Origin of the sequence: Xanthomonas sp. WHRI 10204 (assembly GCF_040202875.1) — a bacterium.
Taxonomy (GTDB): domain Bacteria; phylum Pseudomonadota; class Gammaproteobacteria; order Xanthomonadales; family Xanthomonadaceae; genus Xanthomonas.
In genome coordinates this window covers 1360997-1385439 of sequence record NZ_JBEGDW010000001.1, presented here as the reverse complement: position 1 = coordinate 1385439, position 24443 = coordinate 1360997, and the positions used below count along the sequence as shown (strand labels likewise).

22 protein-coding genes and 2 other RNA genes are annotated in these 24443 nt (G+C 64.7%); 14 read left to right on the top strand and 10 right to left on the bottom strand.

Annotation, left to right across the window (positions count from 1 at the left end; translation table 11 throughout):
• Positions 1-12: 12 nt before the first annotated feature.
• The 4 genes from ABQZ00_RS06005 to prmB are packed head-to-tail and all read right to left on the bottom strand — an operon-like array spanning position 13 to position 3561.
• Complete coding sequence (locus ABQZ00_RS06005) at positions 13-1071, bottom strand: 2-hydroxyacid dehydrogenase (protein ID WP_323537347.1); 1059 nt, start codon at positions 1069-1071, stop codon at positions 13-15.
• Complete coding sequence (gene aroC / locus ABQZ00_RS06000) at positions 1064-2167, bottom strand: chorismate synthase (RefSeq protein WP_055850032.1); 1104 nt, start codon at positions 2165-2167, stop codon at positions 1064-1066. Before aroC ends, ABQZ00_RS06005 begins: the two co-directional genes overlap by 8 nt.
• Positions 2157-2645, bottom strand: coding sequence for a hypothetical protein (locus ABQZ00_RS05995; RefSeq protein ID WP_323537348.1), 489 nt, complete (start codon positions 2643-2645; stop codon positions 2157-2159). Before ABQZ00_RS05995 ends, aroC begins: the two co-directional genes overlap by 11 nt.
• Positions 2635-3561, bottom strand: a complete 927-nt coding sequence (gene prmB, locus ABQZ00_RS05990) for a 50S ribosomal protein L3 N(5)-glutamine methyltransferase (protein WP_323537349.1) — start codon at positions 3559-3561, stop codon at positions 2635-2637. The genes ABQZ00_RS05995 and prmB overlap by 11 nt, the downstream gene beginning before the upstream one ends.
• An 80-nt stretch (positions 3562-3641) precedes the next feature.
• On the opposite strand from prmB, the gene ABQZ00_RS05985 reads away from it, so the two are divergent.
• From ABQZ00_RS05985 to ABQZ00_RS05970, 4 genes are all read left to right on the top strand, one after another.
• Positions 3642-4292 carry an SCO family protein gene (locus ABQZ00_RS05985; protein WP_323537350.1) on the top strand — a complete coding sequence of 217 codons (651 nt, stop codon included), beginning with the start codon at positions 3642-3644 and terminating at the stop codon, positions 4290-4292.
• Entirely contained in the window at positions 4289-5137 is an 849-nt protein-coding gene (gene asd, locus ABQZ00_RS05980) for an archaetidylserine decarboxylase (protein WP_323537351.1), read from the top strand. Before ABQZ00_RS05985 ends, asd begins: the two co-directional genes overlap by 4 nt.
• A 318-nt stretch (positions 5138-5455) precedes the next feature.
• On the top strand, positions 5456-6439 hold the full coding sequence (locus tag ABQZ00_RS05975; protein WP_323537352.1) for a hypothetical protein: 984 nt from the start codon (positions 5456-5458) through the stop codon (positions 6437-6439).
• 61 nt (positions 6440-6500) lie between these two features.
• Positions 6501-6577, top strand: a non-coding RNA gene (locus ABQZ00_RS05970) — sX9 sRNA.
• 44 nt (positions 6578-6621) lie between these two features.
• Here the strand turns inward: ABQZ00_RS05970 and ABQZ00_RS05965 are convergent.
• Positions 6622-8202 (bottom strand): transglycosylase SLT domain-containing protein, encoded by a 1581-nt coding sequence (locus ABQZ00_RS05965; protein ID WP_323537353.1) that lies wholly within the window; start codon positions 8200-8202, stop codon positions 6622-6624.
• A gap of 283 nt (positions 8203-8485) precedes the next feature.
• Here ABQZ00_RS05965 and ABQZ00_RS05960 point away from each other — a divergent pair, with 283 nt between their 5' ends.
• Positions 8486-9991: a helicase HerA-like domain-containing protein gene (locus ABQZ00_RS05960; RefSeq protein WP_323537354.1), complete on the top strand. Its 1506-nt coding sequence runs from the start codon at positions 8486-8488 to the stop codon at positions 9989-9991.
• Between the two features lie 23 nt (positions 9992-10014).
• On the top strand, positions 10015-10536 hold the full coding sequence (locus tag ABQZ00_RS05955; protein WP_323537355.1) for a hypothetical protein: 522 nt from the start codon (positions 10015-10017) through the stop codon (positions 10534-10536).
• 201 nt (positions 10537-10737) lie between these two features.
• Here ABQZ00_RS05955 and nudK read toward each other — a convergent pair whose 3' ends face one another.
• On the bottom strand, positions 10738-11337 hold the full coding sequence (gene nudK, locus ABQZ00_RS05950) for a GDP-mannose pyrophosphatase NudK (RefSeq protein WP_323537356.1): 600 nt from the start codon (positions 11335-11337) through the stop codon (positions 10738-10740).
• Positions 11338-11766: 429 nt separating this feature from the next.
• On the opposite strand from nudK, the gene ABQZ00_RS05945 reads away from it, so the two are divergent.
• Together ABQZ00_RS05945 and ABQZ00_RS05940 are read left to right on the top strand one after the other, a co-directional pair.
• Positions 11767-13041: a hypothetical protein gene (locus ABQZ00_RS05945; RefSeq protein WP_323537357.1), complete on the top strand. Its 1275-nt coding sequence runs from the start codon at positions 11767-11769 to the stop codon at positions 13039-13041.
• Positions 13042-13091: 50 nt separating this feature from the next.
• Positions 13092-13167: non-coding RNA, sX9 sRNA (locus ABQZ00_RS05940), on the top strand.
• A 256-nt stretch (positions 13168-13423) separates the two neighbouring features.
• On the opposite strand, the gene ABQZ00_RS05935 is transcribed toward ABQZ00_RS05940, so the two are convergent.
• The gene (locus ABQZ00_RS05935; protein ID WP_323537358.1) at positions 13424-14890 is read right to left on the bottom strand and encodes a rhomboid family intramembrane serine protease; all 1467 of its coding nucleotides are present in this window, start codon (positions 14888-14890) and stop codon (positions 13424-13426) included.
• Between the two features lie 112 nt (positions 14891-15002).
• Here ABQZ00_RS05935 and greB point away from each other — a divergent pair, with 112 nt between their 5' ends.
• Complete coding sequence (gene greB / locus ABQZ00_RS05930) at positions 15003-15509, top strand: transcription elongation factor GreB (protein WP_323537359.1); 507 nt, start codon at positions 15003-15005, stop codon at positions 15507-15509.
• Between the two features lie 282 nt (positions 15510-15791).
• Here the strand turns inward: greB and rimO are convergent, their stop codons facing one another.
• The gene (gene rimO / locus ABQZ00_RS05925) at positions 15792-17165 is read right to left on the bottom strand and encodes a 30S ribosomal protein S12 methylthiotransferase RimO (protein ID WP_323537360.1); all 1374 of its coding nucleotides are present in this window, start codon (positions 17163-17165) and stop codon (positions 15792-15794) included.
• Between the two features lie 183 nt (positions 17166-17348).
• On the opposite strand from rimO, the gene ABQZ00_RS05920 reads away from it, so the two are divergent.
• The 4 genes from ABQZ00_RS05920 to ABQZ00_RS05905 all read left to right on the top strand — a co-directional run bounded on the left by ABQZ00_RS05920 (position 17349) and on the right by ABQZ00_RS05905 (position 19222).
• Positions 17349-18011, top strand: a complete 663-nt coding sequence (locus ABQZ00_RS05920; protein WP_323537361.1) for a dienelactone hydrolase family protein — start codon at positions 17349-17351, stop codon at positions 18009-18011.
• Entirely contained in the window at positions 18008-18445 is a 438-nt protein-coding gene (locus tag ABQZ00_RS05915; RefSeq protein ID WP_323537362.1) for an HIT domain-containing protein, read from the top strand. The genes ABQZ00_RS05920 and ABQZ00_RS05915 overlap by 4 nt, the downstream gene beginning before the upstream one ends.
• Before the next feature lie 28 nt (positions 18446-18473).
• Positions 18474-18641 carry a LiaI-LiaF-like domain-containing protein gene (locus ABQZ00_RS05910; protein WP_005994260.1) on the top strand — a complete coding sequence of 56 codons (168 nt, stop codon included), beginning with the start codon at positions 18474-18476 and terminating at the stop codon, positions 18639-18641.
• A gap of 395 nt (positions 18642-19036) precedes the next feature.
• On the top strand, positions 19037-19222 hold the full coding sequence (locus ABQZ00_RS05905) for a LiaF transmembrane domain-containing protein (protein ID WP_055850008.1): 186 nt from the start codon (positions 19037-19039) through the stop codon (positions 19220-19222).
• A 161-nt stretch (positions 19223-19383) separates the two neighbouring features.
• Here ABQZ00_RS05905 and dcd read toward each other — a convergent pair whose 3' ends face one another.
• Both dcd and apbC read right to left on the bottom strand, forming a co-directional pair.
• Positions 19384-19953: a dCTP deaminase gene (gene dcd / locus ABQZ00_RS05900; protein ID WP_055850006.1), complete on the bottom strand. Its 570-nt coding sequence runs from the start codon at positions 19951-19953 to the stop codon at positions 19384-19386.
• A 96-nt stretch (positions 19954-20049) separates the two neighbouring features.
• The gene (gene apbC / locus ABQZ00_RS05895; RefSeq protein WP_055850004.1) at positions 20050-20901 is read right to left on the bottom strand and encodes an iron-sulfur cluster carrier protein ApbC; all 852 of its coding nucleotides are present in this window, start codon (positions 20899-20901) and stop codon (positions 20050-20052) included.
• Positions 20902-21232: 331 nt separating this feature from the next.
• Here apbC and ABQZ00_RS05890 point away from each other — a divergent pair, with 331 nt between their 5' ends.
• Positions 21233-24223 (top strand): TonB-dependent receptor plug domain-containing protein, encoded by a 2991-nt coding sequence (locus ABQZ00_RS05890; RefSeq protein ID WP_323537363.1) that lies wholly within the window; start codon positions 21233-21235, stop codon positions 24221-24223.
• Positions 24224-24443: the final 220 nt, after the last annotated feature.

The following is a 24443-nucleotide window of genomic DNA, read 5'->3' as shown; positions in this document are numbered from 1 at the left end:
TGTGGAGGTTCCCTATCGTTTGGTCGCGCCGGTTTTGCTGGCGTCCACGATCGTACCGCCGCGTTTGGCGGCTGCGATCGCATCAGCATTGAGCGCGCTCGGCGGATGCCCGGCGTTGGGGCCATGGCCAAGCGCGGCAATCAGGTTGTCCACCGCCAGCTGCACCATGGCACGGCGTGTGGCCAGGCTGGCACTGCCGATATGCGGGGTGAGCACCACGTTGTGCAGCGCCAGCAGTTCCGGGCGCACCGCGGGCTCGCCTTCGTAGACATCCAGGCCGGCACCGGCAAGACGCCCATTGGCCAACGCATCGGCCAGCGCGAGCTCATCGACGATACCGCCGCGCGCGATGTTCACCAGCGTGGCGGTGGGCCGCATCTTGGCCAGCGCGGCAGCGTCGATGATGTGATGCGACTGCCTGCCGTAGGGCAGCACCAGCACTAGGTGATCGGACTGCGCCAGCAAGCTGTCGAGGTCGACGTAGTGTGCGTTGAGGTCCTGCTCGGTGTGCGCCGGCAACTGACTACGGTTGTGATACAGCACGCGCATGCCGAAGCCGTGCGCGCCGCGGCGTGCAATGCCCTGCCCGATCCGGCCCATGCCCAGGATACCGAGCGTGCTGCCGTGGATATCGGCACCGAGCATGGTCTTGAACGACCACTGCCCCCATTGCCCGTCGCGCAACCAGCGCTCGGCCTCGGTGATACGGCGCGCGGCGGCCATCAACAACGCAAAGCCCAGGTCGGCGGTGGTTTCGGTCAACACGTCGGGCGTGTTGCTGGCCAGGATGCCGGCCGCGCTCAGCGCGTCGATCTCCAGATTGTTGTAGCCCACACCGACATTGGCGATGGCGCGCAGCTGCGGGGCCGATGCGATTTCGGACGCACCCACGCGCTCGTTGAGCGTGATCAGTGCGCCATCGACGCCGGCCAGATGCGCGGCCAGCTGCTGCGACGAATACGCGGTGACGCCCGTAGTGGTGGTCAGCGCAAAATGCGCGCTCAGCTGTTCGACAACGTCGTCGAACAACGGCTGGCTGACCCACACCCTGGGGCGCATCGTTTCAGACATCGATCTGACCGGGGATGCGCGGCGAGATCTCGCCGACATCACCGCATTGCGCGCGATGACGCAGCGCCTGATCCATCAGCACCAAGGCCATCATCGCTTCGGCGATCGGAGTGGCGCGGATGCCCACGCATGGGTCGTGCCGACCGGTGGTGATCACATCCACGACCGTGCCGTCTGCGTCCACGGTTGCACCGGGCAGGCGCAGGCTGGACGTCGGCTTGAGCACCATCGACGCGGTCACCGCCTGGCCGGTGGAAATGCCGCCCAGAATGCCGCCGGCATGATTGCTGAGGAAGCCTTCCGGGGTGATCAGGTCGCGGTGTTCGGTGCCCTTTTGCGCGGCACTGGCAAACCCGTCGCCGATCTCCACGCCCTTGACTGCGTTGATGCTCATCATCGCGGCAGCCAGCTCGGCATCGAGCTTGCCGTAGATCGGCTCGCCCCAGCCTGGCGGCACGCCGCCGGCCACCACGTCCACACGCGCACCGACCGAATCGCCGGACTTGCGCAGCGCATCCATATAGGTTTCCAGCTCCGGCACCTGCTCGGCGTGCGGCCAGAAGAACGGGTTGTCTTCGACCGCATTCCAGTCGAAACCGGTCGGACGGATCTCGCCCAGCTGCGACAGATATCCGCGTACCAACACGCCGTAGCGCTGCTTGAGCCACTTCTTGGCGATGACGCCCGCAGCCACGCGCATGGTGGTTTCGCGCGCGGACGAGCGCCCGCCGCCGCGTGGGTCGCGGATGCCGTATTTCTGCCAGTAGCTGTAGTCCGCGTGGCCGGGACGGAACTGCTGGGCGATGTTGCTGTAGTCCTTGCTGCGCTGATCGGTGTTGCGGATCAGCAGCCCGATCGGCGTGCCGGTGGTGCGGCCTTCGTACACGCCGGACAGGATCTCGATCTCGTCGGCTTCGCGGCGTGCCGAGGTATGCCGGCTCTTGCCGCTGGCACGGCGTTGCAGGTCCAGGGTGAACTCTTCCGGCGCCAGTTCCAGGCCCGGAGGGCAGCCATCGACAACGCAGCCGATCGCCGGCCCGTGCGATTCGCCGAAGGTGGTGACCGTCAACAGGCGGCCGAAACTGTTACTGCCCATAACGGCATCCTCTCAACATTGCAGCAGGTGGCAGCGCGCGCACGATGCGCGGCAGATGCCGTGCCGCTACCAGCATCGGTGCCACGGCCAACACACTGCCGACCACCACCAGAAACAGGTCCAGCGCGAACCGCCCACTGAGCAGCCACTCGGCGAGCAGATACAGCGCCGTGCCGACCCCACCCAGCAAACCAAGCGCCACGCCCACGCTGCGGCGCCGATGCGCACGCAATGCCGCATCCGAGCTGGCCGCCACGATCCAGGCCGATACCAAGCCGAAGAACGCGATCGACCCGAAGCCGATCTGCGCTGCGACGCTCCACCAGCCCTGCGCGGTCGGACCGCCGTACATCGGGTCGAACAACTGCAATACCACGTCGACCAAAGCGAACGGAATGGCCGCCCCGAAGACGGACACCGGCGCCAGCAGCACGATATCGATCAGCTGTGGACGGGATACGGGCGCCTTAGCGCGCACCGGCCAACTCGGTGATGCGCGCGCTGTGCGCAATCAACTCGCGGCATTCCACCGCAAAGATGCCCATCTGCCCAACCTTGAACTCGACCCAGGCCAGGTCCACTTCCGGCAGCAGCTTGATCAGGTGCTGCTCGGACTCGCCCACTTCGCAGATCAACAGGCCGTCTTCGCTCAGGTGCTGCGGCGCATCGCGCAGGATCTTCAGCACCAGGTCCAGGCCATCGTCGCCGGCACGCAAGCCCAGCTCCGGCTCGTAGGAGTACTCCTGCGGCAGTGCGTCGGTTTCGTCGTTGGTGACGTACGGCGGATTGGTGACGATCAGATCGTACTGACGGCCAGCCAGCCCGGTGAACAGGTCGGACGTGAGCAAGCTGACGTTGTCGGCATGCAGGCGTGCCTTATTTTCAGCAGCCAGCGCCAGCGCGTCGTCGCTGATGTCCACGCCATCCACCTCCCAATGCGGGTTGTAGTGGCCCATGGCGATGGCGATGCAGCCCGAGCCGGTGCACAGGTCCAGCGCGCGGGTGACTTCGCGACCGCCCAGCCAGGGCTCGAAGCCGGCTTCGATCAATTCGGCGATCGGCGAGCGTGGCACCAGGGCGCGCGCGTCGCTCTTGAAACTCAGGCCGGCAAACCAGGCTTCGCCGGTCAGATAGGCCGCCGGCACGCGCTCGGTGATGCGGCGCTCTAACAGGCCCAGCACGCGTTCTTTTTCGTCGCGCAGCAGACGTGCCTGGCCATACGCCGGGCCCAGGTCGTGCGGCAGATGCAGGCTATGCAGCACCAGCTGGGTGGCTTCGTCCAGCGCGTTGTCGTAGCTGTGACCGAAGGTGAGACCGGCTTCGTTGAAACGGCTGGTGCCGTAGCGGATCAGGTCGATGATGGTGTGCAGTTCGTCGGCCGCGGCGGCAGTCATGGCAACAACTAAAAAGGAATCGGCCCACGATTATAGAGGTCGGATCGGTATCATGAGCGTCCGTTGCACTGGAAACCGCCATGTTCAATCGCAATACCGGCATCGTGCTACTGGTGGCGCTGGCCGCCGGTCTTGGGTTGTTGCTGGGCCAGAAGTTCTTCGGCGGGACGCCCCGCTCGCCCTGGCCGCCCACCCAGACCATCACTTTTTACCCGCAGCCGCGCCCCTTGCCGCAGTTCAGCCTGCGCCAGTCCGATGGCACCCAGCTGGTGTCTGGCGAACTGAAAGGGCATTGGTCGCTGGTGTTTTTGGGGTTCACCTTCTGCCCGGATGTCTGCCCGACCACGCTGACCGATCTGGCGGTGGCGCAGCAGCAGTGGGAAAGCATCCCCGACGGGCTGCGCCCGCGCGTGTTGTTCGTGTCGGTGGACCCGCAGCGCGACCCGCCTGCGCGGCTGGGCGAGTACGCCCACGCCTTCCACAAGGACACGCTGGCGGCCACCGCAGACGTGCCGGCGCTGGAACGCTTTGCCACCGCGCTGGGCTTGGTATTCCAGAAGGTGCCGGGCAAGAACTTCGATCAGAACCTCAACGACTACAGCATGGATCACTCGGCCGGCATCGCAGTGCTCGACCCGCAAGGCCGCCTGACCGGCCTGATCCGTCCGCCGCTCGACCCCAAGGCGATTGCCGCCGACCTCCAACAGCTGACCAAGGTAACCGCTCCGTGAGTTTCGTCACTTCCCTGACCTACGTGCTGCCGCATCGGTTGCTGTCCTCCATGGCGCGCGCGCTGGCGTACTCGGACACGCCTTCGACCAAGCAATGGTTGATCGACACGGTGACGCGCAAGTTCGGGGTAGACCTGAGCGAAGCGAAGGAACCGGACCCGCGCGCGTACCCCACCTTCAATGCGTTCTTTACCCGCGCCTTGAAGCCGGGCGCACGTGTGCCCGATGCCGACCCGGCAACCGTGTTGATGCCGGCCGATGGCCGTATCAGCCAGCTCGGCCCGATCGAGAACGGGCGTATCTTCCAGGCCAAGGGCCAGTCGTTCACCGCAGCCGAATTGCTCGGCGACGCGGCAGCGGCCGCGCCGTTCAACGACGGCCTGTTCGCAACGGTGTATCTGTCGCCCAAGGACTACCACCGCGTCCACATGCCGTGGACCGGCACCCTGCGCGAAACCGTGCATGTGCCCGGCCGCCTGTTCAGCGTGGGCCCGGATGCGGTGCGCAACGTGCCGCGGTTGTTTGCCCGCAACGAGCGCCTGGTGTGCCACTTCGACACCGAGTTCGGCCCGATGGCCTCGGTGATGGTGGGTGCGCTGCTGGTGTCCGGCGTGGAAACGGTGTGGAGCGGTGTGGAGATTCCACGCTATGGCGACCGCATCACGCGCAAGGATTACCGTGGCAAGGGAATCGTCTTGGAGCGCTTTGCAGAGATGGCGCGCTTCAATTACGGCTCGACGGTGATCGTGCTGCTGCCACCGGGTGTGGCCAAGCTCGATGGCGCACTTGCTGCTGAAACGTCAGTGCGTCTTGGGCAGGCACTGGCACGTCGCCAGGTGGGTTGACGCGAGGCAAAGCGGACAGCATTCGGATGCTGCATTTGATTGAGGCGCGGCTCGACGCTGATCGTGTTGCTGCCACTTGGTGTGGCCATGCTTACCGGTGGATTGGCTGTAGAAACGTCGCTGCGGCTGGAGGCAGGCGCTAGTGGGCTGGGGCGCAGCGACGCGGCCGGTCGCGTTGTTGTTGGTTGTTGGTTGTTGGTTGTCGTCACCGCATTCTTTCAAAGCACGTTGCATCGCTAGAAACAGCCAGCGCACGCTGCACTCGCTCTTTCACCTGCACTTCCAGCCGCCGGATATCGGCGACCTTCAGGATCTTCGATGACAACACGGATGTTGCGCTGGCCGCTGGCGATCGCGCTGCTCACGGCAGCGACCGGCTGCGGCCACAAGAGCGAGCAACAACAGTTGGACGACCTGCGCGGTGGCCTGCAATACCGTGGCTACCGGCACTTCAGTGAGCAGGGCTTACCGATCGCATTTGCGGCGTATCAACGCGGCGGTGCCCTGCTGGAGACCCCGCCCGCCCCGTTGACCGCCGACGACATCTGCATGCTGCACGCCATGCTGTCCTACACGGCGCTATCGGCGAACAAACTGCTGCCGGCGATCGCCGAGGCCGACCTGCTGGAGCGCGATTGCGCTCCGCAGGGGCGCATCATCGCCACCGCATTGCGCTCGGTGGCCTACGAACGTAAGCAATGGCCGCAACTGGCGCAGCAGTCCAGCGACAGCCTGTGGAAAAACAGCGCCGATCCGGAGGGCGACTTCGCCACCTTGGTGATGCTGCACGTGGTGATGGCCTATGCCGCGATGCAGGACAAACGCTGGGAAAACGTGGTGCTGCATGTCGATGCGATTGCGCTGGCGGTGCGTGCACCGTGGCTGGGCGAACTTGCACGCGCCGGGCTGGACCTGGCCGAGCACCGTTATCTGGCTGGCTTACGCCGTCTGAAACGGCTCAGCGAAAATCCTGGCGTGCCGCCGGAGGTGCGCGCCGAACTGCAGACCTTGATCCTGCATGTGGAAGCCGAGAGCGGCGACCTGGATTCCAATCTGGTCATCGCCCGCATCCTCAGCCGTTTCATGTGGCAGGCGATCAAGCAGAACGGCTCGCCGGTGATGCAGCAGGCGATGCAGTTTGCAGAGCAGCAGGCGCAGCGCTTTGGTCCCGAGGCGTTGCGCCAGAGCTGGCGTGCGCGGTGGACGCAATGGTGGGACGGCCTCAAGGCACGCTGGAGCGAGGACAGCGGCTCGCCGCCCTCCTCGCAGACAGGTATGGCGCCATCTGCGCCGCCTGCTTAAACGCCGCTGACAAAACGACTGCGCTCACCGCCAGGCGGGCGCAGCCGATGCTCGGTGCGGCATGCACCACGCGTACACGTTGTTCCTGAGCGCCCCGTCGACACCCAACTGACGACTGCTCGCTACGTTTTTTCAGCCGCTCAAAGTGATGTGCTGCAATCTGCGATCGCAGCACCTCACACTCAGCGGTCGCAGCCTGCCAGCTTGATGCTCTGCCCTGGCTTGAGTGCGTAGCTCGGTGCCTTCAGGCCATTGGCCTTGGCCAGTTCCTTGATCTCGCACTGGTACTTCTGCGCCACGCGGCCGAGCGTGTCGCCTTTGGCGATGGTGTAGCTGCGCGCCTGCTTTGCCTTCGGTTTGGTGACCGCCGGCTGGCCGGTGGCCACGGTGGTCGGCACGCCAGCCATCGGGCTGACATCGCCCACCGCCACGGTCGGCGTGTACTCGGTTGCGCTGCTGCGCACGATGGCGCTGTTGAGATCGGCAGTGATCAAGGTGCGCGCCAGGTCCGCACGTGGACCATTCACGCAGTAACGCGTGTACAGGCTGGCGATGCGGTTGGTGGCGTTGATGACGGTGCCGGCCGGAATCCAGCCATCGGGTTCATAGCGCGGGTTGAGGTTGCGCAGCGCGCGCATGTAGCCCTCGCGGACGCCCATGCCGCCCAGGCAGATGGTCAGCTCATAGATCGTGGTGGACTTGGCGAGCTTGAGCGTGGCCGGCTGCGCGTCGAGCTTGGGGAAATCGACGCCGTACTGGCGCGGGTGCAGGAAGATCCACGCCGCCGCGATCACCATCGGCACGTAGTCCTTGGTTTCGGCCGGGAACTGGTTGTAGACGTCCTGCTCCCAGAATCCACGCCCGCCGGTCTGCGAAAACACCCGTGCGGCACGCCCTTCGCCGCCGTTATAGGCAGCCAACGCCAGCTCGATGCTGCGGTTGAGGCCGGCCATGCGCTCGTTGAGATAGGCGGCGCTGGCTTCGGCGGCGCTGCGCGCATCAAAGCGCGTGTCGAAGCCGCTGCCGTCCGGGCCCAGCCCGAAACGCCGCCCGGTGGCCGGCATGAACTGCATCAGCCCGGCCGCACCGGCGCGCGAATTGGCGTGCACCTTGCCGTTGGATTCCTTGGCCATGATGCCGAACAGCAACGCCTCGGGCAGGCCGCGTTTCTGCCATTCCGGCCACATCACGCCGCGCAGGTTGCTGTAGTTGTCGTAGCTGGTCATCAACGCCGGGCGCATATCGGTCAGCCAGCGACGGATGCCGGCCTGCACGGCCGGGTTGTACTGCACCATCTTGTCGAACTCGTGGCGCTGGTCGTTGAGCAGGGTGGCCGCACGTGCCGCCTCGGGCACGCCATTGGCGGCCGGGCCGAGATGATCCGGGTCGGCCTGCAGCAAGGTGTCGTCGTCTTCCGGGTCTTCGGCAGCCGGCGCTTCGGCATCGGCACGCGCCTTGAGCAGGCGCTTGTAGGTGGCCAGCTGATTGGCAACCAGACAGCCACGCTGCTTGATGCAGGCGTCGATGACATCCTCCATGTCCTCCAGTGCGGCGTCGCCTTCGGCGGTGCCTTTCGGGTCGGAGTTGTTCACCAGCACCAGCGCATCGCGGTAGCGCTTTTCGGCCGCGGCCATGCGTGTATCGAGCACGGCAGCCTTCTCCGTGTCGCGCTTGGAGATGGCGTGGGCGGCGGGGACGACAGACATCAGCGCCACCACAGCCAGGACAGGCCATGGGCGCAAACCAAAATGAGCGAGCGGCATCGGAGACAGTGCAGCGGAAAGGCAGGCAGGGTAGCCGCCGGGACGACACCGGGGCAAGGCGACGCCGCCGGCAGGTCAGTGGCGCGTTAGCTTGGCGCGCCTGCCCGATCCATTGAAAACGGGCGGAGCCGGTTGTCTTGCACCCGCGAGCACGGTGTCGACCTTGCTGGAGACAGGCGCCGGCTCGCCGCACAGCCTGACTGTCAGAACTCATACGTCGCCCGCCGATTTGTGCGGCAACGTTGCCCGCTAGAATCCGGTCTTTCCTCACCGGATCTGCCCAATGGCCTCGTTCCTGCTCGGCAAAGGCGTCACCGACGATATCCCGGTCGTGCTCGAAGGCCGCTTCGGCAACCGCCATGGTCTGGTGGCCGGTGCCACCGGGACCGGCAAGACCGTGACCCTGATGACCCTGGCCGAAGGCTTCTCGCGCTTGGGGGTACCAGTGTTCCTGGCCGATGTGAAAGGCGACGTGGCCGGCCTGGCCGTGGCCGGCGACGGCGCGCCCGGCGTGCTGCAGCGCGCCACGGATGTAGGCATCGCCGATTACGCACCGGCCGCCAGCCCGGTGGTGTTCTGGGACCTGTACGGGCAGCTCGGCCACCCGGTGCGCACCACGGTGAGCGAAATGGGCCCGACCCTGCTCGCCCGCATCCTGGAACTCAACGACACCCAATCCGGCGTGCTGGACATCGTGTTCAAGCTAGCCGACGACCGCGGCCTGTTGCTGCTGGATCTGGACGATCTGCGTGCCCTGCTCGCGCTGGTGGTGGAAGAACGCAAGGAGCTGTCCACCAGTTACGGGTTGGTCTCGGCGCAATCGGTGGCCGCGATCCAGCGCGCGCTGCTGCGGCTGTCGCAGGACGGCGGCGAGCAGTTCTTCGGCGAACCGGCGCTGGAACTGGCCGAGCTGATGCGCGTCGCGCCAGACGGACGCGGAGTAATCGGCATCCTGGCGGCCAACCAGTTGGTGCTCAAGCCGCGGCTATATTCGACCTTTCTGCTGTGGCTGCTGTCGGAACTGTTCGAAGGCCTGCCGGAAGTGGGCGATCTGGACCAGCCCAAGCTGGTGTTCGTCTTCGACGAGGCGCATTTGCTGTTCGAAGACGCGCCTGCGGCGCTGGTGCAACGCATCGAGCAGGTGGTGCGATTGATCCGCTCCAAGGGCGTGGGCATCTATTTCTGCTCGCAGTTTCCCGATGACATTCCCGACAACATTCTTGGTCAGCTCGGCAACCGCGTGCAGCATGCGCTGCGTGCCTACACGCCGCGCGACCAGAAAGCGGTCAAGACCGCGGCGCAGACCTTCGTGGCAAATCCCAAGCTCGATGTGGCCGCCGCCATCTCCAGCCTGGGCACCGGCGAGGCGCTGGTGTCGCCATTGCAAGGCAAGGGCGTGCCCGCGCCGGTGCAGCAAACCCTGATCGCCCCGCCGCGCTGCCGCATGGGCGCCATCAGCGCACCCGAACGCGCGCAGGTACGCGCGGCTAGCCCGGTGGGCACGCGCTACGACACCGCGATCAACCGCGAATCGGCAGCCGAGCTGTTGGCACGCCGCGTCGAACAGGTCGCCGCGCAGACCGCCGCCCCGCCCGCACGCACCCGCGAGGAAGAAGAAACCCAGGACAGCGGTTTCGGAAAAGCGGTCAAGGACGCGGTGTTCGGCACCGGTCGCCGCCAGGGCATGTTGGAAACGATGGCCAAACAGACATCGCGCACCATCGGCAGCAAGATCGGGCAGCAGATCGTGCGCGGGATTTTCGGCAGTATTTTTGGTGGGAAGCGTTGAACCCAAACAAATGAGGAAGCACCATGAGCAAGGATGCCAAGAAGACCCTGCTGACCTGCACGATTGCCCTCGTACTTTTCGTCGTCAGCACGGCCTCAGCTGCACAGAAAGGTCGGAGTGATCTTTGGCCTCTAAAGCGGCAGCAGGTATTGACCGGCACCTACACGGGGCAACTCGCCTCCTATACGCAAGACTGCCAGACTGTCCGCGCAGAGCTTTTTCTTTCGATGCCGACTCCCAGCAGAAACATGCAGCGCTACACGTTAAAAACCACCTGCATCGCTGGCAACCAACTGAACGGCCCTACCCGGACGATTACCGGCGCCTGGGACATGGACGAGGCAAGCGGTAGCTGTCTGGTGCTCAACTTCATAGACGTCGACGATCCGATGGTAGGACCGAACATCTACGGGTTTGCCGTCGAAGAGGATCCTCTCCCCTCGGACCACAAGCACCCCATTTACATCCTCGCTCAAGACGGCCATAACTGCCACAGCGGCAGATCTCCGGAATACGACGACAAGGTGCTTAGAAGGGTGCGCTGACAACGGCACGCCTTTTTGCGCGAAGGACTGTGGCGAGTAAAGGCCAGTAATTTTAATGGGTTGACTCTCTACAACAGCTCTACTTCTACGGACTACGAGCACTGCTGCGCAAGACTCGCAATTTCGCGGTCGTCGTAAGACGATGACGCGACACCTTCGCCGTCTAGCCACGCCAGTAATCTGAGGAAGCTTATTTTCAGGTTAATTCAGCACGCCATGCAATTTGGCGTACTGCAGCAGCATGATGGTCTTGGCGTCGGCGATCTCGCCGGACGCGATCATCGACAGCGCAGCGTCGAGCGACAGTTCCAACACCTCGATCTCTTCGCCGTCTTCTTCCACGCCGCCACCGTCGCTCACCTTGTCGCCATCGAAGTATTCGCCGACGAAGAAGTACAGGCGTTCGGTGACCGAGCCCGGGCTCATGAAGGCCTCGAATACCTTGCGCACGTTGTCGATGCGGTAGCCGGTTTCTTCTTCGGTTTCTTTGCGGATGCAGGTCAGCGCATCGTCGTGGTCGAGCAAGCCGGCGCAGGTTTCGATCAGCATGCCATCCGGGTTGCCATTGAGCAGCGTCGGCAGGCGGAACTGCCGGGTCAGCATCACCGTCTGCTTGGCACGACTGTAGAGCAGGATGGTGGCGCCGTTACCGCGGTCATACGCCTCGCGCGACACCGTCTGCCAGCGGCCGTCCTTGCGCTGAAAATCGAAGGTGACCTTGCGCAGCACATACCAGTTGTCGGACAGCACATCGATGCTGCGAATGCGAACCTGCGGGGTGTCGGCGACAGATGGATTCAAGCAGAACTCCTTGCGATAGGGGAATGACTGCGCCACCGCGATTACACGTCAGCGCGTGCCGCCTGCAGCAACGTCGCCACATGGCCGGCAGCCGACCGGTAGCGAACCATAGGTTCCACGCAGAAGTCCATTGCGCGGCCGATGGTTCCTGATGTTCGATGGCTCGCCCGTCGCACTGCGTTCAATCGTTGTGAGCCAGCTACGTGCCGGCGGCACCATCGGCGTCTCCGTGCGGCTGACCACACAGGTCCCGCCTACGCCGCCTGTCAACGCCACGATATCCACGGCGCCAGGCTGCAGCCGCAGGATTGCGTGCGGCAGACATCGAATCCCACCCAGCTCGACGTCACCGGGCAGCCGCGCTATCCCAATTGCACCCAGCCGCGCATCGCCGCACAATCCCGGTACATCACACGCTTGGGGAGCGTCATGGAAGACCGTTTTCGCGCGCACAGGGTTGCCGCGCAGGCTGCACCTGCACCGTTCTGGACCCGCATCCCGGCGATCGCCACTTATCCGCTGCGCGGCTCGGCGCTGTATGCGCTGATCGCACTGACGCTGTGCAGCGCGCTGCTGGTCCTGCCGGGCATCCTCAAACTGGTGGTCATGGGCGTGCTGGGCATGGCGACCTACACCTATGCCTTCGATATCCTGCGCCATACCGCCGATGGCCAGCCAGATGCGCCGAAGCTCGGCTACAACAGCTTCGACAGTGCGGTGCTGCGTTTGATCCTGCTGGCCTTTGCACTGGGCATCGTGATCGGCGTCGCCGCCGCGCTTGCAGGTAAATTCGGGCTGACCATCGCTTATCTGGGCACCATGCTGTTGCTGCCCGGCATGCTGATCTCGCTCGCCATCGATGGCAGCCTGCGCCGCGCGCTCAACCCGGCGGTGTCGATCGACATGGCGCTGCGGATCGGCTGGCCGTATCTGGCCGCCTACGGCCTGCTTTACGTGATCCAGGGCAGCGGTACCGCAGCAGTCTTCGTCGCACTGAAATATCTGCCGCCGCTGGTGCGCGAGGCGACGGTGATGATGACCTCGATCTGGACCCTGTTCGCCAGTTTTCATCTGCTCGGGTATCTGGTGTACCAGTACCACGAAGCGCTGGGCTATGTCCCCAGCGGCGGGGATGTGCACGAACGCGCCGACCCGGATCAGCGCCTGCTCGATGAGGCCGAGCAGTATGTGCGCGACGGGCATTCCGACGAGGCGTTCCAGGCATTGCGTGGCGCGGTACGCTCGCGCGCAGTGAGCCTGGCAGTGCACGAGCTGTATCAACGTCTGCTGCGCCAGCACCATCGCAACGACGAGTTGCGCGAGCACACCCGGCAGTACATCAACCGCCTGCTGCAGGAAAAGCAGGAGCGTCGTGCGCTCGCGCTGCAGCGCGAAGCACTGGACAGCGATCCCGCGTTTACCCCGCTGCTCCCGGAACAGGCCACGTTGCTGGCCGAGCGCGCCAAGATGGCCGGGCAGTTTCAGCTTGCGACCGATGGGCTACTGGCCGCCATCGCAGGCTGGCCACGCGATCCGATGTTGCCGAGCTGGTCGCTGGATGCCGGCCTGATGCTGGCCGAGCGTTTCGGCCGCGATGAGCAGGCACGCGTCATCCTGCAAAGCGCCTTGGAGCATTGCGACGATGCCGCACAACGCGCAAAGCTGGACGCGGCGTTACGGGCGGTTGCGATCCAACCGGCGTAGCGCATCTAACAAAACGACTGCGCTCACCGCCGGCCGGTGCACGGTGCTCCATGGACCACTCGTACACCCCGGTTCGGCCGCGCCATCCACACCCACCTGACGACTACTGGCTACGTTCTGTTAGCCGCTCTTGGCAGTCCAACACACATCGCCGCAGCCGGACAGTGGCGGCCCGCCCTCAAAACCGGTTTGACGCACCTCATAAAGCGCCTGCATAGCCGCAAGTGCGCGCGCTCGGCTCTCAAAACGGCATGTAGTGAGTACTGAGCGCACCATTCAATCGTACCGACGACCGCTCGCTGGGCTCGGCTAGCCGCTGCTGATACGGCTTTAAAACGCCTGCCACCGATACCGCCGAAATCCACTCGAACACGCAGCCGCGTCAACCATTCTCAAGCAGAAACCGCGCCTTGACCGCCTGCCCCTGCTCCGGAAATTGATCGCGCACCAGCTGCAATACCCGTGTGCGCTGTTCGCCAGCCTGCAGTTCGCCGTGCCGCAGCGCCAGCACAAACCACTGCTGGGCCAGTTCGGCGCGTGGCGCATCGATGTCGCACTCCTTCAACAAACGCTCGGCATCGGCCAGCAACCCGGTACGCAGGCACGCGCCGACCAGGGCCATGCGTGCCGGTAGCGCAACGGCAATCGTGTCCTTGCTCAGTTCTGCTGCCACGCCTAGCTGGACGCGCGTCTGCTGTGCGTTATGGCTGGGCAGGTGCAACAGCGTCTGTGCATGGCGCACGGCGTCCTGCGTGCGGCCGGCGTTGCGGGCCACGCGGTAACGGGCCAGCGCAACGTCCGGGCTGTGTGGCGTCTCGCTGGCAAGCTCGGCGAGCAGCCGCTCGGCTTCAAGGTTCTCCATGCGACCCAGATGGCGCTGCGCACGCTCCCAGCGGTCGTCCACCTGTGCGGCGGCATCCTCGTCCATGAAGGCCGGGCGGGTTTGCCGCACCGCCACCAGCAACGCACCGAGCAGCGCACCGCTGACCAAGCCGCCGGCATGCGCTTCGAAGGCGACACCGCCGTTATCGCTGCCCAGCAGGCTGTACAACTCCCAGCCCAGCCACAGTGGCAGCAGCAGAATCGCCGGCCCGCGCACGTAGTTGAAGACCACAAAAAACCAGTAGAAAAACCGCACCCGACGGCGGCCCCACACCACGCAGAACGCCCCCATCAATGCGGCGATCGCACCGGACGCGCCCAGCCCGCCGCCGGGCTCGCCCCAGCGCCACCACAGGCTGGCCGCGCTGGCGCCAAACCCGCCCAGCAGATACAGCAGCAAAAACCAGCCGCTGCCGATCGCCCCTTCCAGCAAGGTGCCCAGCGCCAACAGAAACACCATATTGCCGAGCAAATGATCGAAGTCGCCATGCAGGAACGTGGCCGTCAGCATCCGGGCCGGCGACCACTCCGAACTGCGTTGCAGATAACGCAGCGTGAACACCCTAGACAGGCGGGCATCGTAAGGCGCACGTAGACCGCGCCATTCGCGCATCTGCTCTTCGTCCTTGAATAACGCGCCGCCGCGCAACGCCTGCGCAAAGGCGACATCGTGCAGTGTCAAATGCGCCAGATACGCGATGCGCTGCGGCGCCGGCACGCTGTCCAGCTTGCCCTGTCGCGCGGTGCGCAGCTTGGCGTCGGTAGTCTGCGCCAGGTAGCGTGCGTGGGCCTGCGCTTCCAGTGTGCCCAGCCCCGACGCGACGTAGTAATGCACGGCGTTTTCGACCAGCGCATCGTCCTTGCGCTGATAGCCCAGATAGACAACGACATTGATCAGCACCAGCAGCAGCGTCACCCACGGAATGTTCTGGCGCGACCAGGGTTTGTGCAGCGGCATGAGCAACATGACAACGTCCGTGTCCGAGAATGGCGCAAAGCTTCGCCGGGCGGCGGCAGATGCGCAAGCCGTCCATGCGCGCTAGCATCGCGCCCCCGCTGTTCGACACCCCAAGCCCGACATGAGCCGCTGGCGCCCGCCCGCCGAAAAGAGCACCGCGTTGATCACGCCCGAGGGTCACACCCGTCTGAAGGTCGAACTGGAAGATCTGTGGCGGGTGCGGCGTCCCGAGGTGGTGCGCGCACTGGCCGCGGCTGCCGCCGAGGGCGATCGATCGGAAAATGCCGAGTACACCTATCGCAAGAAGCAGCTGGGCGAGATCGACCGCCGTGTGCGCTATCTCAGTAAACGCCTGGAAGCGTTGCGCGTGGTGGATACCGCGCCGACCGACCCGCACGCGGTGTTTTTTGGCGCGCAAGTGGAGCTGGAAGATGCCGATAGTGGCGAGCTGTTGCGCTATCGCATCGTCGGTCCGGACGAAACCGATGCCGGCCTGGGCTGGATCAGCATCGATTCGCCGCTGGCGCGCGCGCTGCTGAAAAAGCGTGTGGACGATGAGTTCGAAGCGCAACTGCCGGCCGGAAAGCACACCTTTGTGGTGGTGTCGGTGAATTACGGCAGTCAGTGAGCAAGTGACGCAGGCGGCTGAGCTGTAGAGGCGCCTTTGCGCGATGGTGTTATCGGCAAGAAGCATCGCGCGCTGACGCGAACGCCACCCTGCTGGGCGATGCGCTCGGCGCGGAGCCACAAGCAGGCAGCTGATGCGATCGGCTGCGCTATAGGCGCACAGCGTGGGCGGTTGGCTTGATCGGTAACAGCCCTGTCGCGCTCTGGCGCGCTCCTACGATAGGCCTGTGACGGCTTGGTGTCGCACGTTGCTGTTGCGCAACGTGCGCCGGCTCGCGGCCGGTTACACCATCTGCAGGTTCAACGCGCGCCCCTGCTGGGCAGCGCCGGTGGGCGGCAATGCGTCGCCGAACAAATCGTGTTCATCGCTGTCGGTGATTTCTACATCGATCAGGTCGCCGACCTTCAGCCCAAGCTCGCCGCCGTTCTGGATATGCACCAGGCCGTCGATCTCCGGCGCGTCCGCGCGCGAACGTGCCACGGCGATGTCGTCTTCGACCAGATCGACCAGGCATTGCTGCACGCTGCCGATCTTGGCTTCCAGCCGCATGGCGGAAATCTCCGCCTGCTTGGCCATGAAGCGCGCCAGGCGCTCCTGCTTTACTTCTTCCGGCACCGGGTCGGGCAGTGCATTGGCACTGGCGCCGTCCACCGGCGAGTAGGCGAATGCACCGACACGGTCCAGCTGCGCCTGATCCAGAAACTCCAGCAGCGATTCGAACTCCGCCTCGGTCTCGCCGGGGAAGCCGACGATGAAGGTCGAGCGCACCGTGATCTCCGGGCACATCGCCTTCCAGCGCTGCACGCGCTCGAGGGTTTTTTCCACCGCACCGGGCCGCTTCATCAGCTTGAGGATGCGCGGGCTGGCGTGCTGGAACGGGATGTCCAGATACGGCAGCAGCTTGCCTTCGGCCATCAGCGGAATCACATCGTCCACGTGCGGATACGGATACACGTAATGCAGGCGCGTCCACACGCCCAGCTCCGACAAGCCTTCGCACAGCGCCTTCATGCGGGTCTGGTACATGCGGTCGCGCCACGGGCGCTCGGCGTACTTCAGGTCCACGCCATAGGCCGAGGTGTCCTGCGACACCACCAGTAGTTCCTTGACGCCGCCACGCACCAGCCGCTCGGCTTCGCGCAGCACCTCGTCCACCGGGCGCGAGGCCAGATCGCCACGCATCGAGGGAATGATGCAGAAGCTGCAACGGTGGTTGCAGCCTTCGGAAATCTTCAAATACGCGTAATGGCGCGGGGTCAGCTTGATGCCGTAGTCCGGCACCAGATCCACGAACGGGTCGTGGCGTGGCGGCAAGGCCGCATGTACCGCCTCCATCACACTCTGGTAGTCCTGCGGGCCGGACACCGCCAGCACCTGCGGGTAGGCCGCGCGGATCTGCTCGGGGCGCTTGCCCAGGCAGCCGGTGACGATCACCTTGCCGTTGGCGTTCATCGCCTCGCCGATCGCATCCAGCGATTCGGTCACCGCCGAATCGATGAAGCCGCAGGTATTGACCACCACCACGTCGGCCGCGTCGTAGCTGGGCACGATGTCGTAGCCCTCCACGCGCAGCTGGGTGAGGATGCGTTCGGAATCGACGAGCGCCTTCGGGCAGCCAAGGCTGACGAAGCCGACTTTGGGGTTCAGCTGGGACATGGAAGCAGGAGCCTGGGAAGTGGAGCGGCCTGGGGCCTGGGCAAGGCCAATTATAGCGGCGTGCGGGCAACGCTCTGAACCGCAAAGACGCGCCAGCCCGGCCGGCTTTGCGAAACCCTCACTTTTCACCATGCCGGTCCGGTCGATAATGCGCGCCTCCCTCGCTGCACATCAGGAATTCCCATGGGTCACTGGACTACGCTCGACACCCCCGACGGCCAGGTTGCCGCCTGGCACGCCACCCCCGCCTCCAGCCCGCGCGGCGGCCTGGTGGTGATCCAGGAAATCTTCGGCGTCAACGAACATATCCGCGCGGTCGCCGACGACTACGCCGCACGCGGCTATGAAGTGCTGGCGCCGGCCTTCTTCGATCTGGAAGAAAAGGACGTGCAACTGCCGTACGACCAGCCCAGTGTGCAACGCGGCCTGGCCCTGGCCAACGCGGTGGGCCTGGAACGCGCAGTGGAGGTGGTCAAATCCGCCGCCACCCTGCTGACCCGCGCCGGCAAGGTGGGCACGGTGGGGTATTGCTGGGGCGGCTCGGTGGCGCTGCTGTCGGCCATCCGCCTGGGCCTGCCGTCGGTGAGCTATTACGGCGGCCGCAACACCCAGCTGCTGGACGAAACGCCCAGAGCGCCGGTGATGTTCCACTTCGGCGAACAGGACGCCAGCATCCCGCCGGAAGCGATCCAGACGCACCGCGAAAAACTGCCGCAGATGGAAACCTTCGTGTATCCCACCGGCCACGCCTTCAATCGCAGCATCGACCCCAACCACTACGACGCCGACAGCGCCAAGCGTGCGCTCGAACGCACCCTGGGTTTCTTCGAGGCGCATCTGGGATGAGCGCACCGGCATCGAGCGCCCCTGCGGCAAGCGACTTCGAGCTGGATGCGCGGCTGGCCGCCGACAGCGTGTTCGTCGCCGACGGGCCGCTGTCGCAGGTGCGCTTGATGGACGACACCCGCTTCCCCTGGCTGGTGCTGGTGCCGCGGGTGGCCGACGTCAGCGAGTGGATCGATCTGGATGGCGGCCAGCAGCGCCTGTTGCTGGCCGAGATCAACCAGCTCTCGCAGTTGCTGCGAGTGGAACCTGCCGTGACCAAGCTCAACATCGGGGCGCTGGGCAATATCGTGCGGCAGCTGCACGTGCACCTGGTCGGCCGTCATCCCGGCGATGCGGCCTGGCCGGGGCCGGTCTGGGGCAGCGGCCACGCACAGCGGTTTGCCGCCGACGCCTTACAGGAGCGTGTCGCGGCATGGGCGCAGCGGCTACGATAGGCGCCCGTTCGCCAAGCTGCCCTCTCGCATGAAATCCAATGTCGTCGCCGCGCTGATCCTGATCCTTGTGGGCCTGCTGTTTCTGGCCAACAACCTGGGCTGGACCAATCTCAGTCTGGGCAAGCTGATCGCCACCTGGTGGCCGGCCGCGCTGGTGGCCTGCGGCATCGGCATGTTGTTCGGGCGTGGCAAGTAGGTGGGGCTGGGATTGGGGAGTCGGGATTGGGGAGTCGTCACAGCGGTGTCTCGGCGCTGCTAGCTCGCGTAGCAGTTCAGCCGCAATGCCCCCTTCTCCCCTCGGGAGAAGGTGCCCCGAAGGGGCGGATGAGGGTACGTGCGAAGCCTAGTGCATTCGATGAAGCGTTCTGATCCAGCACCATTTTCTGATCCAACACCATTTTCCGATGTTGCAGCGACCATGACCATCGCGTCCGTCGTCGGTACCGCGTGCGCCCTGATGCCAACTCACGATCAATGCGCACCCGGCAGCAGCGCGACATGACGACTGTCACCCGCAACTGTTGACTTCCGGCACCTGATTGGCGGGGCCATCGCGCGCAGCATGGCCTCACACCCAACGAGGACGCCGCCATGCATTACCGACTGACTTCCGGCCTGTTTTTGATCGTCATGGGCGGGATGTTCCTGCTCAACAATCTTGGCCTGAGCCGCATCGACCTGGGCGACGTGATTGCGGCGTGGTGGCCGTTGATGATTATCTGGGCCGGCGTCCACCAGCTGATGCGTCGCCGCAAACCGGTGCTGGCAACCGACTGAGCTGCGGGCCAGGAGCGCTGGCGATAGCGACCTCGCACGCTATGTGCCACGCAGGCACACGACGCATCCCGTGCACCGCACACCCTTGATATGGCATCAGCGCGTCACGGCCCTGCTGCCGCCGGCTGCCGACGCGCTTACGTCGACACCCATGCAGCGCATCACGTGCGCGGCAAGGTCACGCCGGTCTGGCCCTGGTACTTGCCACCGCGGTCCTTGTACGAGGTTTCGCACACTTCGTCGGACTGGAAAAACAGCATCTGCGCCACGCCTTCGTTGGCATAGATGCGCGCCGGCAGCGGCGTGGTGTTGCTGAATTCCAGGGTCACGTGGCCTTCCCACTCCGGCTCCAGCGGGGTGACGTTGACGATGATGCCGCAGCGCGCGTAGGTGCTCTTGCCCAGGCACACCACCAACGTATCGCGCGGGATGCGGAAGTATTCCACCGTACGTGCCAGCGCAAAACTGTTCGGCGGGATGATGCAGACATCCGATTCGACATCGACAAAGCTGCCTGGGTCGAAATGCTTGGGGTCGACAATGGTCGAGTTGATGTTGGTAAAAATCTTGAACTCGCGCGAGCAACGCACGTCGTAGCCGTAGCTGGAAGTGCCGAAGCTGACGATGCGCTGGCCTGCGGCGTCGTGCTTGATCTGGCCGGGCTCGAACGGCTCGATCATCGCGTGCTGCTCGGCCATGCGCTTGATCCAGCGGTCGCTCTTGATGCTCATGCGGTGTTCCTTGAAGACGGTAGGCGGCAGGCCGGTCGGCCCGCGCGAAAGACGGCAAAGTCTAGCAGCGGCCGGCACCGGAGGCCGGCCGGCGGATTACAGCAGCGAGGCGGAAATCGGAATACTGGCGCGCGGACGCTTGCCCAACTCTTCCGATAGCCGCCTGGCTGCCGCCAGGTAGGCCTGCGCGGCAGCAGAGTCCGGCGCGGCGATCACGATCGGCTGGCCCGCATCGCCCTGCTCGCGGATGGCGATCGCCAACGGCAGGGACCCCAGCAACGGCACGCCGTACTGCGCGGCCATGCGCTCGCCGCCGCCTTCGCCGAACAGATGCTCGCGATGGCCGCAGTTGCTGCAGGTATGCACCGCCATGTTCTCGATGATGCCCAACACCGGCACCTCGACCTTTTCGAACATCTTCAGCGCCTTGCGCGCATCCAGCGTGGCGATGTCCTGCGGCGTGGTCACGATCACCGCGCCGGCCACCGGAATCTTCTGCGACAGGGTCAGCTGGATATCGCCGGTGCCGGGCGGCAGATCGATCAGCAAGTAATCCAGGTCGTCCCACAGCGTGTCGTTGAACAGCTGGGTCAGCGCCGAGGTGGCCATCGGCCCGCGCCAGATCATCGGCGTGTCCTGATCGACCAGCAGGCCGATCGACATCGCCTCGATCCCGAATGCGCGCAATGGCTCGATCGACTTGTTGTCCGGGCTGTCGGGTTTGCCGCTCAACCCCAGCATTGCCGGCACGCTCGGCCCGTAGATGTCGGCGTCCAGCACGCCGACGCGCGCGCCCTGCTGCCGCAGCGCCAACGCCAGATTCACTGCAGTGGTGGACTTGCCCACCCCGCCCTTGCCCGACCCCACCGCAATGACATTGCGGATGCGTGGATGCGGAGCAAGCGCGCCCTGCACCGCGTGCGCGGCGATCCTGCGTTCGCCGCTCATGCCTGGCTGCCTGCTGCGTCGCCGGTCACTGCGCGCGCATTGTTATCCAACATCATTGCCATTACCTGTCCCGTTTCGTCGTGTGCGGTCGCGAGGACCAACGCCCAGCGCGCGCCGCGAATGGCGCTCAGTTTACCGGCTCGTGCCGGTTGCCCCCGATATCGCCCTCGCTCCGAAGCACGCGACGGCGCCAGGGGCACGCGTGCCAATCCTCGACATATTTCACAATTGTGGACACATGGTGAAGGACTTGTTACGTTCGGGGATCAATTCAGCCCGCGCTCAGTGAGCACGGCTGTTGGACTCATCCCAGCAAGGAATCCGCACGTTCATGTCGAGTCGTCTCCCGCAACGTAACCACCGTCATCGTTTGAGCGCCGCCCTGTTGGTCGCGCTGGTCGCCCCCGCCGGCCACGTCGCTGCGCAATCCGAAAATGGCGTGGCTCCCGGCACCACCGATCTGGACAAGGTGACCGTCACCGGCTCGCGCATTGCGCGTACCGGCTTCGTCACGCCGTCGCCGGTCACCGCGATCACCGCCGAAGAGATCCGCGCCACCGGCGCGACCACCATCAGCGACCTGATGGCGCGCATGCCAGCCCTGGCACCGAGCTACACGCTGGGCAACTCCACCCGCTTCATCGGCACCGCCGGCCTGGGTCTGCTCGACCTGCGCGGGATGGGCACCGACCGCACGCTGGTGCTGGTCAACGGTCGCCGCCATGTGGGCTCCAGCCCCGGCTCGACCGCGGTGGACGTCAACACGATTCCGGTGGAATGGGTCGAACGCGTGGAGGTCATCACCGGCGGCGCGTCGGCGGTGTATGGCGCCGATGCGGTGGCCGGCGTGGTCAACTTCATCCTCAAGAAGAACTTCACTGGCTTCGAGACCCGGGCGCAAACCGGCCTGGCTGATGAGGGCAACTACAACCGCTCGTTCGCCAGCTTTTCTGCCGGCACCGACTTTGCCGAAGGCCGCGGCAACATTGCGATCTCGGGCGAGTACAGCAAGCAGGATCGCTTCGGTCGCGGCAACCGCGCCATTGGCCGCGAGTATCTGGTCAGCGTGCAGAACCCGAGCTTCGATCCGACCCGCCCACCGAGCGAAAGCAACCCGCAGACCGTGCTCAGCGGCCCGGGCGGCAACCACAGCACCTCTTACGGCGGCACCTTCAACCTGGGCACGTTCGATTTCCGCAATCCGGCCACCTACGGCAACCGCTATCTGTTCGGTGAAGATGGCAGCTTCCGCCGCAACCGCTATAACGGCACGGTGGTCAGCAACACCTCGTGCGTGGATTGCGATTTTGTCGATCTCAATGCGGTTGCCGACCTGCAGCCGGGCTTCGATCGCAAGAGCGTCAACACGATGGTGAACTTCGAACTGAGCGAAAACCATCGCCTGTTCTTCGAAGGCAAGTACAGCGAGACCGATTCGGAATTCTTCGGCCAGCCCGCATTCGATAGCTCGCTGCGCGTGCGCCGGCAGAACCCGTATGTCAGCCCGCAGCTCGGCGCGCTGATGGATTCGCGCGGCGCCACCCAGATCCTGATGAACCGTTTCAACGTCGATGCCGGCCGTCGCGGCGAAAACATCGAGCGCAAAACCTACCGCGCCGTGCTCGGTGCCGAAGGCAACTTCACCGACAACTGGACCTACGACGTGTCTGCCAACTATGGCAAGACCACGGTGGACCGCCTCAACCTCAACAACCGCATCAACGAGCGCTGGCAGGCCGGCATCGATGCTGCGCGCGATGCCAGCGGCAATATCGTCTGCCGCACCACGCTGGACCCGAACGCGATCAACCCCAACACCAATCGCGTGTATTCGGCACTGGCGCGCGAAGGCTGCGTGCCTTTCAGCGTCTTCGGCAATGGCGCGGTCACGCCGGAAGCTGCCGCCTGGTTCAACACCACCGCGCGCGCGCAGGCCAAGATCCAGCAGACCGTGTTCAGTGCGTCGGTGGCCAACAGCAACCTGCTGTCGCTGCCGGCCGGCGACATCGGCATTGCCGGCGGCGTGGAATACCGCAAGGAACAAAGCGAGGAAATCACCGATCCGTTGGCAGCCTCGGGCGTGACCTTCCTCAACGCCATCCCCAACAGCGGCGGCGAGTACACCGTCAAGGAAATCTTCGTCGAAAGCACCATTCCGTTACTGGCCGGCCTGCCGGGCGTAGATCGGTTGGCGCTGGATGTGGCCGGGCGCTATTCGGACTACGACAGCATCGGCTCGACCAAGACCTGGAACATCGGTCTGGACTGGACCATCATCCCGTCGCTGCGGTTGCGCGGCACGCTGGCGCAGGCGGTGCGTGCGCCCAGCATCGGCGAGCTGTACGACTCGCAGAGCGAGAACTTCGCCACCATCAACGACCCCTGCAACTACCTGCCGACCAATTCCAATCGCCCTGGTACCGCAGGCGATGTGGGATTGCGCCAGTCCAACTGCAGCGCGTTGGGCGTGCCGGTCGGCTGGATCGACACCTTTACCTCGACCCGTCCCGGTGTCAGCGGCGGCAATCCGGAGTTGAAGCCGGAGCGCGCGCGCAGCCTGTCGTACGGACTGGTGTGGCAGCCGGAGTTCTTCGAAGGCTTCGGCATGTCGATCGACTACTGGCGCATCGATCTGCGCGATGCCATCGGTACGGTGACGGCCGAGACCAATGCCACGCGTTGCGTGGACAACCCGGGCGGCGTCAACAACAGCTTTTGCGGCTTCGTACAGCGCGCCCCGCTGGGCGGCTTTACCGACCCACAGGGACGCATCTACCCCGAGCACAGCATCATCGGTTGGCAGGCCTTGAACGAAAACCTGGCCCGCTCGCGCCGCGTCGGCGTGGATCTGGAAATGGATTACCGCTTCCAGATCGGCGAAGGCAACACAGTGCTGCGGCTGGTCGGCACCCGGCTGATCCAGTCGCGCGAATGGGTCTTTCAGGATTTCCCGCAGGAATACGACGAGTACGTGACCTACGTGACCGACCCGCGCTGGCGCGCGCAGTTCCAGACCAAGTACAACTGGAACGAATGGCGCGCCTCGTGGGACATGAACTATGTGGACGGCAACCTGCGTGTGACCCCGGAGAGCTATAACAGCAACCCGGGTTCGGCCAGCCCGATCAAGAACGGCTCGTACACGTATCACAACTTCCAGTTCGGCTATCAATTCCCCGGCTCGAAGATCGACGTCTACCTCGGCATCGACAATGCCTTCGACAAGGATCCGCCGCGCAACTACTTCGGCTCGGATTTCAACTCGGCGTTGTACGACAACGTCGGCCGGTTCTTCTACCTGGGGACGACGGTGCGGTTTTGACCGGAAGTGACATGTAGGAAAAAGCCCCGCTTGTCGGGGCTTTTTTTTTTGGCGGCGACGTGGCGAGCTGGAGCGCGACGTGTCTCCCAAGGGACCGATTCCCGCGATGTGGTCGCGCTTGCTTCGCGCCGCCTAGCTTATCTGTATCGAATGTAACTACCGAAACCCGCTTGTTGTTGAGGTTGTTTCTTTGCATGTGTCGCACGGCTTGAATGTGTGC

Coding starts and splice junctions, on each gene's coding strand:
- ABQZ00_RS05985 (WP_323537350.1), top strand. CDS start 3,642: ATGTTCAATCGCAATACCGGCATCGTGCTACTGGTGGCGCTGGCCGCC.
- aroC (WP_055850032.1), bottom strand. CDS start 2,167: ATGGGCAGTAACAGTTTCGGCCGCCTGTTGACGGTCACCACCTTCGGC.
- ABQZ00_RS05945 (WP_323537357.1), top strand. CDS start 11,767: ATGGAAGACCGTTTTCGCGCGCACAGGGTTGCCGCGCAGGCTGCACCT.
- ABQZ00_RS06005 (WP_323537347.1), bottom strand. CDS start 1,071: ATGTCTGAAACGATGCGCCCCAGGGTGTGGGTCAGCCAGCCGTTGTTC.
- ABQZ00_RS05935 (WP_323537358.1), bottom strand. CDS start 14,890: ATGTTGCTCATGCCGCTGCACAAACCCTGGTCGCGCCAGAACATTCCG.
- dcd (WP_055850006.1), bottom strand. CDS start 19,953: ATGAGCATCAAGAGCGACCGCTGGATCAAGCGCATGGCCGAGCAGCAC.
- ABQZ00_RS05905 (WP_055850008.1), top strand. CDS start 19,037: ATGCATTACCGACTGACTTCCGGCCTGTTTTTGATCGTCATGGGCGGG.
- ABQZ00_RS05910 (WP_005994260.1), top strand. CDS start 18,474: ATGAAATCCAATGTCGTCGCCGCGCTGATCCTGATCCTTGTGGGCCTG.
- rimO (WP_323537360.1), bottom strand. CDS start 17,165: ATGTCCCAGCTGAACCCCAAAGTCGGCTTCGTCAGCCTTGGCTGCCCG.
- ABQZ00_RS05965 (WP_323537353.1), bottom strand. CDS start 8,202: ATGCCGCTCGCTCATTTTGGTTTGCGCCCATGGCCTGTCCTGGCTGTG.
- ABQZ00_RS05890 (WP_323537363.1), top strand. CDS start 21,233: ATGTCGAGTCGTCTCCCGCAACGTAACCACCGTCATCGTTTGAGCGCC.
- prmB (WP_323537349.1), bottom strand. CDS start 3,561: ATGACTGCCGCCGCGGCCGACGAACTGCACACCATCATCGACCTGATC.
- greB (WP_323537359.1), top strand. CDS start 15,003: ATGAGCCGCTGGCGCCCGCCCGCCGAAAAGAGCACCGCGTTGATCACG.
- ABQZ00_RS05920 (WP_323537361.1), top strand. CDS start 17,349: ATGGGTCACTGGACTACGCTCGACACCCCCGACGGCCAGGTTGCCGCC.
- ABQZ00_RS05975 (WP_323537352.1), top strand. CDS start 5,456: ATGACAACACGGATGTTGCGCTGGCCGCTGGCGATCGCGCTGCTCACG.
- ABQZ00_RS05960 (WP_323537354.1), top strand. CDS start 8,486: ATGGCCTCGTTCCTGCTCGGCAAAGGCGTCACCGACGATATCCCGGTC.
- ABQZ00_RS05955 (WP_323537355.1), top strand. CDS start 10,015: ATGAGCAAGGATGCCAAGAAGACCCTGCTGACCTGCACGATTGCCCTC.
- ABQZ00_RS05915 (WP_323537362.1), top strand. CDS start 18,008: ATGAGCGCACCGGCATCGAGCGCCCCTGCGGCAAGCGACTTCGAGCTG.
- apbC (WP_055850004.1), bottom strand. CDS start 20,901: ATGAGCGGCGAACGCAGGATCGCCGCGCACGCGGTGCAGGGCGCGCTT.